Below are 12,606 nucleotides of genomic sequence, written 5' to 3'. Positions count from 1 at the left end.
ATTTATTTTTTGAATATTTTTGATAACACTCCAAAAACACCTCTGATAAAAGTAGCACTTGTTACCACCTTCAAAACTGATTTTGTTACTACACTTGTAGTACTCGGTTCAGCTTTTGATGATTTTGTTGGTGCCTTTTGTTCTTGTTCTTCGCTGGCCTGAGCAGCATCGGCAATTTTTTTGTTTAGAATTTCATAAGCGCTTTCGCGATCCATTTCTTCGGCGTATTTTTTTACCAGTTTCGATTTGCTGTTTATGGCTTCGATTTCATCAGAAGTCAGAACATCCATTCGGCTCATTGGTGCGCGCATCATTGTGGCAACAAGCGGAGTCGGAATTCCTTTTTCGTTAAGTGCCGTGACTAGCGCTTCTCCAATTCCTAAGTTCGTTAGCAATTCGTCTGTTTTATAATATTGTGAAGTAGGATAATTGTCGGCTGTTTTTTTAATTGCCTGACGATCATTTGCTGTAAAAGCTCTTAAAGCATGTTGAATTTTTAAACCCAATTGTGCCAAAACACCACTAGGAACATCCATTGGATTTTGAGTAACAAAATAAATACCAACACCTTTAGAACGTATCAGTTTTACAATCGTTTCAATTTGTTCTAATAATACTTTACTGGCTTCATTAAAGATCAAATGGGCTTCGTCAATAAATATCACCAATTCTGGCTGAGAAACATCTCCTTTTTCAGGCATTTGCTGATAAATTTCGGCCAATAAACTCAACATAAAAGTCGAGAATAATTTTGGTTTGTCCTGAATATCAGTCAAACGAATGATGTTTACGTATCCTTTTCCGTTTTCATCAATTCTCATTAAATCATCAATTTCAAAAGATAATTCTCCAAAAAAGATATCGCCTCCCTGTTGTTCTAATTCTATTATTTTTCGTAAAATAGTTCCGGTTGTGGCAGTAGAAATTTTGCCATAATTGGCTGATATTTCTTCTTTACCTTCTTCGGTAATATAGTTGATTACTTTTTTAATATCCTTTAAATCCAGCAAAGGCATATTGTTGTCATTGCAATATTTAAAAATAACAGCAACAACGCCAGCCTGAGTGTCATTAAGATCTAAAATTCGGGAAAATAAGACAGGACCAAACTCTGAAACCGTGGCTCTTAAACGCACTCCGCTTTGTTTGGATAAAGACATTAATTCTACCGGAAATGAAGCAACATTGTAAGGGATATTTATTTTAGCATGTCGTTCTGTAATAAAACCTTCTTCCTTTCCTTCTTCTGCAATTCCGCTAAAATCCCCTTTTATATCCATCATTAAAACTGGAATTCCGGCATTTGACAACTGCTCAGAAAAAACCTGAATAGTTTTGGTTTTACCGGTTCCGGTCGCGCCGGCAATAAGACCGTGTCGATTTAGGGTTTTTAGTGGAATTTTTACATGAGCTTCAGCAATTGGTTCTCCGTCAAGTATCGCTCCGCCCAGAATTATATTATCTCCTTTAGATGCGTAACCATTATTTATATCTTGAATGAAATTGTCTTTTTTATTCATGTTTTATTTGTAATTTAGATGATTATAAGAGTATTGCTTGGTTTTTTAACATTTTGCGTTTGTTTTTTTTAGTAAGAAAAAGCTTTTCCGGTCTGAAAATTATATAAAAAATTATTTCGCAACTTTTTAAGAAGATATCAAAGGAATGTTTGAATATTTACTAAAACGTTGTAATTTTCCCATTAATCGCCCTGTTTTTTGTTTTATCTAAAAAATGACGGCGGCAATTTAATGAGATATTTTTTAAATTGACGTTAAATTTCGCTCAATTAAATTAAAAAAAGTTTTTTTATTTAAACTAAACGTATAAATTTGCTCCTCTACAAGTTAAATATAACTAAAAAATAAAAATTATTTAAAACTATTAAAATTAAAAAAAATGGCAAACGTTAAAGTTAAAAAAGAAAGCACTTCAAATGGAGGAGGAATGATTACAGGAATCATTATTGTTGCGTGTATTTTAGTTGGGGTGTTTATTTGGAAAGTAATCATGGGAGATGCTGCTAACTTCGAAGGAGGTAACCCAGAAACAGGTCACCCGATCAATACATTAGGTCAAGTTTATAAAGGAGGTTTTATCGTACCGGTATTATTAGGTATGTTTTTAATGGTTGTTGTGTTTTCTATTGAAAGATTTATCGTTATTGGTAAAGCTGCTGGTAAAGCAAACTTAGATACATTTATGAAAAATGTACAAGGAAACATTAAAGAAGGAAACATCGAGGCTGCTATCGCTTCATGTGACAAACAACAAGGTTCAGTTGCAAATGCAATTAAATCTGCTTTGGTAAAATACCAAGATGTTAAAAAAGAAGGTTTCAACAGTGAAGAAGCTGCAGAAGTAATCCACAAAGAAATCGAAGAGGCAACTTCATTAGAAATGCCAATGTTAGAAAAAAATATGACTATTATCTCTACTTTAGTATCTTTAGGTACATTAGGAGGATTATTAGGAACTGTATCAGGTATGATTAAAGCGTTTGGTGCGTTAGCTTCTGCTGGAACTCCAGACCAGGCTGCTCTTGCAACAGGTATTTCTGAGGCACTTATCAACACTGCAACAGGTATCTCTACTTCAATCTTAGCGATCGTTTCTTATAACTTCTTTACTGCTAAAATTGATGATTTAACTTACTCTATCGATGAGGCTGGTACTACAATTGTAAATACTTATAGAAGATTCAGAGGAAGTTTGAAACAATAATTAATTTTTGATTAGTATTAATTACAATTAATTATATCAAAATAAAATAAAAGATAATGGCTAAAATAAAAATGAAAAAAAAGTCAACATCGACAGATATGACTGCCATGTGTGATGTTGCGTTCCTTTTGCTTACGTTCTTTATTTTGACCGCTACTGCTAAAGTGCCAGAAGCACTTCCTGTAGATATGCCTTCTTCTGTTGCTCAAACTAAATTACCTGATTCAGATTTGGCTATCATTACAATAGGAAAAGGTGCTGACGGGAAAAGCAAAGTATTTTTTGACCTAAAAGGTAGAGAGATTCGTAAAAGAACTCTTGAAGGAATGGGAGCAAAATACGGTGTAGAATTTTCAGAAGATGATAAAACTAAATTTGCTTTAATGGATGACTTTGGTGTTCCATTGACAAATTTGAAACAAATCATTGGCATGAAAGCGGCTGACAGAACAAAAGCAAATCAACCTGGAATTCCAATAGATTCGTTAGATAATCAATTAAAAGACTGGCTTTTGGTTTCAAGAAGAGCTTCGATTGATCTTGATGATAAAGAATTGAAAATTGCAATAAAAGGTGATGCTAAAGAACAATATCCACAAATCAAAAAGATAATGGATATTTTACAAGATCAGAAAATCAATTCCTTTAACTTAGTTACAGGTACGAGAGGAAAAGACTTTTAATTAAAAAATATACACTAAAATGGCTGAATTAAATACCGGCGACGGTGGTGGCGGAAAAGGTGGTAAAGTAAGAAGTAAAAAGCAGAATTCTAAAGTCGATTTAACGGCAATGGTGGATTTGGCATTCTTATTGATCACGTTCTTTATGCTAACCACATCGTTGTCAAAACCTCAAGCGATGGATTTGTCTCTTCCGGATAAAGATCCAAAAATAGATGAAGTACCAACTAAGGTTGATGAAAATCGTACGATGACAGTTATGCTAGGTGCAGACAATAAAATGACTTACTATATGGGATTGCTTGCAACTCCTAAAGTTGGTCCTAAAGATATCACCTATGGTAAAGATGGAATTCGTAAAGAATTATTAACTCAGAAAAAAGCAGTTTTAGCTTATTCTACAGCTTTAGGGAAACCTAAAAACGGAATTATAGTTATCATCAAGCCAACTAAGAAATCAAATTACCGTAATTTGGTTGATATTTTGGATGAGATGGCAATTTCAGGTGTTGAGACTTATGCTATTGTTCCTGAGTTTAGTCCAGAAGAAACGAAATTGATAGATAAAAAATAAGAGCAATCTTGTTTTAATCCTTAATAATCAAGAAATATGAAACTAGATATAATTAAAAATCAGTGGCTTGATATCGTATTCGAAGGGCGTAATAAGATATATGGTGCATATGAGTTAAGAAAAGCTAACGGTAAGACGACTGTAAAGGCGCTTATTATTGGTTCACTTATCTTTAGCGCTGCTGTTGCAGCTCCTCTTATTGCAAGCTTCTTACCAGATTCTGAAGAAGAAGTGGTAAACAACGATATTAAAATCGCGACAGTAAAATTACCTCCTAAAAAAGAGGAAATTAAGCCAAATCAACCACCACCACCACCACCACCACCAAAAGTGGATCAGGTGAAGTTCGTGAAACCGGTAGTTGCTAAAGCAAATGAAGTTACTGAAGACCCACCAAAAATTGTGGATCTTAAGGATAAAAAAGTAGGTAACGAAACTATCAAAGGAGATCCGGATGCAGTTTTAACTGTTGATGAGCCAGTTGGTAAAGGACCTGTTCAGGAGATCATCCAAGAAGATAACAACGTGTACAACACGGCTGGTATCGAAGTAAAACCAGATTTCCCTGGAGGAATTGAAAAGTTCTACAAATTCGTAGGAAACAATTACAAGACTCCGGAAGAAGAAGGTTTAAAAGGTAAAGTTTATGTTACTTTTGTAGTTGAAAAAGACGGTTCATTAACCGACATTAAAGTTTTAAGGGATATCGGTTACGGTACAGGAGCAGAAGCAATTCGTGTTCTTAAAAAATGTCCAAAATGGACTCCCGGCGAACAAAATGGTAAAAAAGTTAGGGTACTTTACTCGCTTCCTATTACTATTCAATCTGCAGAATAATGTTAAAAGATAAGCTTAATAATATTCAGAAGAAATCGCTCAAAGAGCGATTTCTTCTTGTTTTAGGAATAATGTTTTTTTTAATATATCTTGTACTGGGTTTGATGATTATGTTCTGGAAGAAACTTCCTTTAGACATGGAACCTAAATACAGATATGCCTTTGGCGGATTATTGATCGTATATTCAGGAATTCGTTTTTTAAGATTAATCAATTCAAACGCAGAATAATTATGTTCAAATATGGTAAAATTGTAGGTTTGGTAGTTTTTGTTTTTTTGTTTGCCATGTGTAACCAAAAAAGTAAAAATGAGGCTGAGAATGAAACAATTTTAAAAGGATCAATAGATATTACTGTAGATGAAACAATTAAACCTATTGTAGAAGATATGGTGGCTGTTTTTGAAGGTACTTACTATGATGCTAAGATTTCATTAAAACCTAAATCTGAAGCTGAGCTTATAAATGATTTGTTAAATCAAAAAGCAAAAGTGGTTGTTACTACCAGAGATTTGACTCAGGAAGAGAAAACAAGATTCGAAAAAAGCAAGATTAATCCTAGAGTAACACCGTTTGCATCAGATGCAATTGCTTTTGTTACTAATAAAAGCAATAATGATACATTAATTGCGTTGAAAACCGTGATCGATTTTTTACAAGGCAAATCAGATTCTGGAATCAAGGGACTTGTTTTTGATAACCCAAATTCAAGTACGGTACGATACATGAAAGAATTGGCTAAGGTGAAAGATATTCCATCAAAAAATGTTTTTTCTTTTAAAACTAACGACGAAGTTATTAAATTCGTGTCTGAGAATGATGGTATGATTGGAGTAGTTGGAGTAAATTGGTTATATCAGCCATCTCCAAATATGATCGACATTGTAAAAAAGATAAACGTTATGAGTGTAAAAGGTCTAAATGGTGGCGGATACTATAGTCCTACTCAAAATGATCTTGGTGAGAAAAAATATCCTTTGGCACGTGATTTGTTTATTATAAATTGTCAGGGTTATACTGGTTTAGGAATGGGGTTTGCTTCATTCATTTCAGGAGACATCGGACAACGTATTGTTTTAAAATCGGGATTATTGCCTGTTAGAACTCCAGGAAGAAATCTTAAAATTAGAAGTCAAATTATTAAAGATAAAGAATAAATTAATTACTATTAAAGATGAATAAATTTAAAATTTTTAGTCTTGCCTTAGTTGCTTCAGCTACTGTTGCAAAAGCGCAAGACATCAAAGAAGCTAAAAAAGCAATCGATGCTGAGCAATTTCAAAAAGCAAAGTCTTTGCTTAAAACAATCATCAAAGCAAAACCTTCTGACGGAGAAGCTAATTTTGTTTTAGGTAATATATATTTAAATCAATCTATTGTTGATTCAGCAAAAATTTATTACGCAAATGGATTACAAGCATCTGATAAGAAAAATTTAAATTATATCGGATTAGGTCAAATAGATCTTGATGCTAAAAATGCTGCTGCAGCTCAGGCTAACTTTGGTTTAGCTACAAAAGATATGAAACGTAAAGATGTAGATGAATTTATTTACATTGGTAGAGCATATATTAATTCAACTTCACCAGATTATCCTGGTGCTATTGCGATCTTGAAACGTGCTTTGGTACTTGAGCCTCAGAATGCAACTGCTCTTTTGACAATTGGAGATGCTTATTATGGTTCAAATAATCAAAATGATGCTTACAAAGCTTACCGTGATGCATTTACTGCTGATCCAACACTTTTAAGAGCAAAAATGCAATTAGGAGTTTTGTTAAAAGGTGCTAAATCATACGAAGAAGCAATTAAATCTTTTAATGAAGTTATTGCGATCAACCCTAATTATGGTCCAGTTTACAGAGAATTAGCTGAAACATATTACAAATGGGGAAGAAACAAAACTTCTACCGCTAAAGTGAATATGCAAAATGCAATCACTAACTACGAGAAATATTTGAGTCTTACAGATTACTCTTTAGATTCGAAAATGCGTCATGCAGATTTCTTGATCTTAGTAAAAGATTATAAAACTCTTGAGACTGTAGCAAACAAAATGATTGCTGAAGATAAAGTAAACCCAAGAATCTACAGATATTTAGGTTATGCTGCTTACGAAAACGGAAATGTTGATGTAGCAATTAAATCTATTGAAGATTTTATGAAAGTGCCTTCAAACAAAGTAATTGGTAGAGATTATTTATATTTAGGTTTGTCAAAAATTAAAAAAGGAACAAACGCTGAAGGAGTTGTAGATCAGGCTGCTTTTGATGCTGGTATTGTAGATATCAAAAAGGCGATTGAATTAGAGCCATTAGTAGTAGAAGAATTAGCTGATTTTGGAAAAGCATTGTTTGGAAAAAAACAATATATTCAGGCAGCTTCTATCTTTGAACTTGGTGCTGGTAATGCAGAATCTAAAAATTATCTTGATGATTTAGTTTATTATGGTATTTCAGTTTACTATGGTAATGCTGGTAAAACTGCAGAAACTCGTGATACAGCTGCATTGCAAAAAGCGGATGCTACTTTTGATAAAGTTTTAACAGCTTCTCCTACTTATGATGAAGCATATTTATACAAAGGAAGAATCAACAGTTTAATGGACAAAGACGATTTGATTATCAAAAACTATACTGAGTATGTGACTAAGACTACAGCTAAAGGTGCTGAAGAATTAGCGAAACCTGCGACAGTTAAAAAAGTTGTTGAATCCTATAATGCAATTGGAGCTGCTTATGCAAATACTGACAAAGCAAAAGCACTTGAATTTTTCAATAAAACTTTAGTTTTAGATCCTGCAAATTCTTACGCTGCACAATCTGTAAAAGCTTTAAAATAATATAAGGTCTTTTATTAAATATAAAACCGATAGTTCTTTGGACTATCGGTTTTTTTTGTTCCGTATTTAATTGACTATCTTTGCACTTTAAAATATAATAATGTTATCAAAAGAAATACAATTAGAAGTAAATAAAGGAGCTATGTTACCTTTGATGGAAGAGTTTTATACCATTCAGGGAGAAGGTTTTCATACCGGAACGGCGGCTTACTTTATACGAATTGGAGGTTGTGATGTTGGTTGTCACTGGTGTGATGTGAAGGAGAGCTGGAATGCAGAGTTGCATCCGCCAACGAGTGTTGATTTAATTGTAAATAATGCAGCAACTTATGCAGACACTGTTGTAATAACAGGGGGTGAACCTTTGACTTGGGATATGAGTTTGTTGACTCAGGAATTGAAAAATAGAAATTTAAAAGTTCATATCGAAACCTCAGGAGCGTATCCATTAACAGGTACATGGGATTGGATTTGTCTTTCGCCTAAAAAAAATAAATTACCAACACAAACGGTGTATGATAATGCGCACGAGTTAAAAGTAATTATTTATAACAAACACGATTTTATTTTTGCAGAAGAACAAGCAGAGCTCGTAAATGACAATGCAATATTGTTTCTTCAACCGGAATGGAGCAAAAAAGAAGAGATGACACCTCTGATAGTAGATTATGTAATGAGTAATCCTAAGTGGAGAGTTTCACTTCAAACACATAAATATTTGAATATTCCTTAAAGGACATAAAAAAATCTCTTCAGCCGAAGAGATTTTTTTTGTTTAGGATAAATTGTATACAGTGTATAAAAAAGAAACATTGCTTTTATTTCCAGTTTCTGTATTTTTTTAAAGTAGTAATATGCGCCAAATGATGATTACCGTGCCAGGCGTATGTGGCTATTAATTGCTTTATTTTATATTCCGAATTATTTTCTGGATGAATAAAAGATTTTTCAAGATCTTCATCAGATAAATTCTTCATAATAAAAGCCAGTCTAAAATGTAATCCTTCAAGCAAAGTCAATGTTGGCTCAATGGGCATCTTCAAATTATCAGGCAAGTCCGACCATAAATTTTCATCATATGGTTTTATCACCGGATTATTTTCTGTCAAAGCCCATTTTATTCTGATATAACAATTCATATGGCTTTCGGCACAATGATGAATTACTTGTCGAACCGTCCACCCATCGGGACGATATGGCGTATCCAATTGTTCATCTGTTAACTGTATCGTTTCTTTTTTCAATCTCTCAGGAAAAGATTCGATTTCATGAATTTTATCAGAAATATATTCAGGGCTAAATTCCGTTGGGAACTCAAATTTCCCTATCGGATATTTTAATTTTTCTAGATCTAATGCTTCCATGATTGTTAATTTTTATTTTAAATCGAAAGTTTAGCCAAATAATCATAATGTTCGCCTTCTAAAATAAGCTCGCAATTTAATCCGTTTGCGGCAGCTGCATTTTGAAGTGTGTTGTAATCTAAATACAACCAGTCAAAAGGTTCCTCTTTTTCTCCTTTATATGAAATATTAAAAACAAGTTCGCCGTAATAATCATTATTAGACGGAATCCATTTTCCGCCATCTTCATCTTCGTCAAACATATAAATGATATCGGAGCTATCCAGTAAAATTTGTCCGCCCGGATTTAAAAGTGACTTTAGCTTAGATAGAAATTTATTGCAATTTTCAAGTTTGCCAAAAATACCAACGCCATTCATTAGTAAAATTATAGTATCAAATTTTTCTCCTTCATAATCTAGTATGTTTTCAACTTTTGCATTTTTAACACCACGAAGTTTACAAGTTTCAATAGCTTTTGATGAAATATCTATCGATGTAACATCTAAATTACGATCATTTTGCAAAGATAAACTGTGGCTTCCCGCGCCACACCCAACGTCTAATGTTTTTCCAGTGGCCAATTGCAGTGCTTTTTGCTCAAGTTTAGGCATTTCGTTATAAGAACGGAATAAATAATCAACACTCATTTCGTCCTCTTCAGAAATTGTAGTTTCTGTAATGATGTCTTCAGGCGAATTATTGGTTTGAAAGTCGAACATCGCCTTCCCAAATAGATCTTTCATCGTATTTTAGTTCAAAGTTTAGGGTTTCAAGTTTAAAGTTGTTTAATTTTGCACATCAACTTTAAAAAGTAAACTTGAAACAAATTTTAAATAACTTAAATAAGTTAGCCAAAGATAAGCATATCGAAAACAAAAAGTATTTTGATAAGCTGAAAAAGAAACAACCTAAGAATTTAGATTACGTGATGCAGGATTTGCATGACGCCGAATTTAAAAAGACAGATTGTTTACAGTGCGCTAATTGTTGCAAAACAACCGGGCCATTATTTACTTTGGCGGATATCGAACGAATTTCGAAATCATTTAGGCAAAAACCACAGCAATTCATCGAGCAGTATCTTCGAATAGATGAAGATAAAGATTATGTACTAAAAAGTGTTCCCTGTACTTTTCTCGATAGCGAGAACTATTGCATGATTTATGATGTTCGCCCAAAGGCCTGTAGAGAATTTCCGCATACAGATCGTAAAAAGTTTAATCAAATTACAGATCTTACTTTAAAAAATGTTGCTATTTGTCCTGCAGCATATAATATAGTAGAAGAGATGAAAAAGAAACTTCCGTTATAAGAGTTTAAAACTTTTATAATTGTTTTTAGAAGCCATTCGATTTTACTTTTTAAAATGTATTTTTGATTCGGATAGATGAAGTCCAATGATAATTAATAAAAGACAACCCAAATTTGAGTTTAGAATATTTCATAGCAAGAAGACTTATAACTGCCAAAGATTATAAAAGCAGTATATCAGCGCCAATTATCAAAATTGCCATTTCGGCCATTGCCATTGGTATTATCATGATGATAGTTTCAGTTGCTACCGGAATAGGATTGCAGCAAAAAATACGTGATAAAGTTTCGGCTTTCAACGGCCAGATTATTATATCAAATTTTGATAATAACAATTCTGAAGTCACTTTAACGCCAATTTCCAAAAAACAGGATTTTTATCCCAATTTCAAATCAGTTCCAGAGGTAAGTCATATTCAGGCAATAGCAACTAAAGCCGGAATTATTAGAACAGAAAATGCTTTCGAAGGAATTGTTTTCAAAGGAGTAGGGGGAGATTACGACTGGAATAATATAAAGGAATATATTGTAGAGGGTAAAGTGCCCGATTTTTCTAAAACTCTAAACGAAGAAGTTTTAATTTCCAGGCTTCTTGCAGATCGTCTTAATTTAAAAGTAGGAGATAATTTTAATACTTTCTTTATTAAAGAAGAACAAGGCAAAATGCCAAACAGCCGCCGATTCAAAATTACAGGTATTTTCAATTCGGGATTTCAACAATTCGATGCGACCTATATAATAGGAGATATTCGTCACATTCAGCGAATCAATAAATGGACTCCGGATCAGGTTGGAGCTTTTGAAGTATTTGTAAAAGATTTCGATAATATCAAAACAACAGGAATTCAGGTATACGATCAAACATCATCGAATTTAGATACAAAAACCATCATCGAAAAATACAGCTATATTTTTGATTGGCTACAACTGTTCGATTTCAATATCGTCGTTATCCTCGGAGTTATGATCCTGGTAGCTACCATAAATATGGTGGTTGCATTATTGGTCCTTATATTAGAGCGCACCCAAATGATCGGAATTCTAAAAGCAATGGGAGCAAATAACTGGACAGTTCGCAAAATATTTTTATACAACGCATTCTATCTTATCATACGAGGATTGTTTTGGGGTAATCTAATAGGGATTGCCATCTTGTTAATCCAGCAGCAATTCGGAGTCGTTCAGTTAAATCCTGAAAATTACTACGTCAATCAGGCACCGGTTTATTTAAATTGGGGGTATATCGCTTTGCTGAATTTACTCACCATTACAATTTGTTTTATCGTACTGTTAATTCCCTCCTATATAATAACGAAGATCTCACCAGTCAAAGCCATCCGTTTTGATTAGTAATTCATAAATTCATTAACCCGTTAGTCTAACTAACGGGTTTTTTATTTTATACTATATATAAGAACAGGCAGTTTTGGAATTTGGATTTTAAAAGTTTGGAATTTAATAATGATTAGGAGCTATTTCCCGCTATTCGTTCCAATCTTTTACTTTTTAAAGAAAAAAGTAAAAGGATTTCCACTACTATCGGGGCTAGGGCAGTGGCCTTCAGAAAAACATTAGGGCTAAAAGAGAAATAAAACGCTCCAAATAGCAAAACACATAGCGCCTTTCTCTATAGCTATCGGGATTTCATAGTTAAAAACGGTAAAATCAGGCTTAGAAGCAGGAGCACAAGCTTAGCGTCTTATTGTCTTGGTGGCAATCCACTTCAAAACAGTCTTATTCAAAACAAGTCATTAAATATCCTTTAAAGCAGAGAAGTCTTTAAAAATGGGCTTTTATTAAATAGTGTTATTGCGAAAAACACATTTCTAATCAGAAAAATCTTAGAAACGAGAGAAAAGGCAGATTTCTAAGTTTAGTGTTATCAGAGTGTTAAGAAAAAGTTTTTAAAAACATTGAAATTATATAAAGAAAAAGCTTGTAAATGTAAATAAAGGGTCTACTTTTGCACCCGCAACAGCGATAGACGTTCACTGAAATACTGACAAGCAAACGAAATCAAAGAGAAAATTTATTTTCAAAAAAAGATTGCAAAAAGCTTGTGAGATTTGAAAACGGATGTTACATTTGCACCCCGCAAAACACGGAAAGTTCATTGATAGATTGGTAGGTTTGAGGAGTAAAAAGAAAAGAAATTTTCTTAAAAAAAAACTTCAAAAAACATTTGCCAGTTAGAAATAAGTTTTCTACTTTTGCACCCGCTTTGAGAAACAAGCGAAACAAAATTGAAACACGTTCGTAGACATATTGAATTGACAGCCGCTTTAACAGA

The 12,606-nt window shown here is 33.2% G+C and carries 14 protein-coding genes; 10 read left to right on the top strand and 4 right to left on the bottom strand.

The features are described from left to right. Positions 1-2: 2 nt before the first annotated feature. Complete coding sequence (locus ACIDC4_RS14955) at positions 3-1,520, bottom strand: helicase HerA-like domain-containing protein (protein ID WP_412043386.1); 1,518 nt, start codon at positions 1,518-1,520, stop codon at positions 3-5. Between the two features lie 379 nt (positions 1,521-1,899). Between ACIDC4_RS14955 and ACIDC4_RS14950 the strand changes: the two genes are divergently transcribed. From ACIDC4_RS14950 to ACIDC4_RS14915, 8 genes are all read left to right on the top strand, one after another. Then, positions 1,900-2,724, top strand: coding sequence for a MotA/TolQ/ExbB proton channel family protein (locus ACIDC4_RS14950; RefSeq protein ID WP_065448545.1), 825 nt, complete (start codon positions 1,900-1,902; stop codon positions 2,722-2,724). 56 nt (positions 2,725-2,780) lie between these two features. Then, the gene (locus tag ACIDC4_RS14945; protein ID WP_412043385.1) at positions 2,781-3,407 is read left to right on the top strand and encodes an ExbD/TolR family protein; all 627 of its coding nucleotides are present in this window, start codon (positions 2,781-2,783) and stop codon (positions 3,405-3,407) included. A 19-nt stretch (positions 3,408-3,426) separates the two neighbouring features. Next, a complete protein-coding gene (locus tag ACIDC4_RS14940) occupies positions 3,427-3,981 on the top strand; it encodes an ExbD/TolR family protein (RefSeq protein WP_412043384.1) in 555 nt (184 codons plus the stop codon). Between the two features lie 36 nt (positions 3,982-4,017). Then, complete coding sequence (locus ACIDC4_RS14935) at positions 4,018-4,818, top strand: energy transducer TonB (protein ID WP_412043383.1); 801 nt, start codon at positions 4,018-4,020, stop codon at positions 4,816-4,818. Continuing rightward, a complete protein-coding gene (locus ACIDC4_RS14930; RefSeq protein ID WP_194617802.1) occupies positions 4,818-5,048 on the top strand; it encodes a hypothetical protein in 231 nt (76 codons plus the stop codon). The genes ACIDC4_RS14935 and ACIDC4_RS14930 overlap by 1 nt, the downstream gene beginning before the upstream one ends. Before the next feature lie 2 nt (positions 5,049-5,050). Next, positions 5,051-5,974 carry a PstS family phosphate ABC transporter substrate-binding protein gene (locus tag ACIDC4_RS14925; RefSeq protein WP_412043382.1) on the top strand — a complete coding sequence of 308 codons (924 nt, stop codon included), beginning with the start codon at positions 5,051-5,053 and terminating at the stop codon, positions 5,972-5,974. 17 nt (positions 5,975-5,991) lie between these two features. Further along, positions 5,992-7,659, top strand: a complete 1,668-nt coding sequence (locus tag ACIDC4_RS14920) for a tetratricopeptide repeat protein (protein ID WP_412043381.1) — start codon at positions 5,992-5,994, stop codon at positions 7,657-7,659. A 100-nt stretch (positions 7,660-7,759) separates the two neighbouring features. Next, positions 7,760-8,392 carry a 7-carboxy-7-deazaguanine synthase QueE gene (locus tag ACIDC4_RS14915; protein ID WP_121317410.1) on the top strand — a complete coding sequence of 211 codons (633 nt, stop codon included), beginning with the start codon at positions 7,760-7,762 and terminating at the stop codon, positions 8,390-8,392. Between the two features lie 85 nt (positions 8,393-8,477). Here ACIDC4_RS14915 and ACIDC4_RS14910 read toward each other — a convergent pair whose 3' ends face one another. Together ACIDC4_RS14910 and ACIDC4_RS14905 are read right to left on the bottom strand one after the other, a co-directional pair. Beyond that, on the bottom strand, positions 8,478-9,023 hold the full coding sequence (locus ACIDC4_RS14910) for a YfiT family bacillithiol transferase (RefSeq protein ID WP_412043380.1): 546 nt from the start codon (positions 9,021-9,023) through the stop codon (positions 8,478-8,480). A gap of 17 nt (positions 9,024-9,040) precedes the next feature. Next, positions 9,041-9,748 (bottom strand): class I SAM-dependent methyltransferase, encoded by a 708-nt coding sequence (locus ACIDC4_RS14905; RefSeq protein ID WP_412043379.1) that lies wholly within the window; start codon positions 9,746-9,748, stop codon positions 9,041-9,043. 74 nt (positions 9,749-9,822) lie between these two features. Between ACIDC4_RS14905 and ACIDC4_RS14900 the strand changes: the two genes are divergently transcribed. Together ACIDC4_RS14900 and ACIDC4_RS14895 are read left to right on the top strand one after the other, a co-directional pair. Further along, positions 9,823-10,317: a YkgJ family cysteine cluster protein gene (locus tag ACIDC4_RS14900; RefSeq protein WP_056248936.1), complete on the top strand. Its 495-nt coding sequence runs from the start codon at positions 9,823-9,825 to the stop codon at positions 10,315-10,317. A gap of 113 nt (positions 10,318-10,430) precedes the next feature. Continuing rightward, on the top strand, positions 10,431-11,666 hold the full coding sequence (locus ACIDC4_RS14895; RefSeq protein WP_412043378.1) for an ABC transporter permease: 1,236 nt from the start codon (positions 10,431-10,433) through the stop codon (positions 11,664-11,666). Positions 11,667-12,395: 729 nt separating this feature from the next. Here the strand turns inward: ACIDC4_RS14895 and ACIDC4_RS14890 are convergent. Next, on the bottom strand, positions 12,396-12,606 hold a 211-nt coding region (locus ACIDC4_RS14890; RefSeq protein WP_488381148.1), incomplete at its 5' end, for a hypothetical protein.

It is taken from the genome of Flavobacterium sp. C3NV (genome assembly GCF_046825355.2).
Lineage (GTDB): Bacteria > Bacteroidota > Bacteroidia > Flavobacteriales > Flavobacteriaceae > Flavobacterium.
Note: the sequence above shows the minus strand (reverse complement) of the source record. Positions and strands in the feature narration are given on the sequence as shown.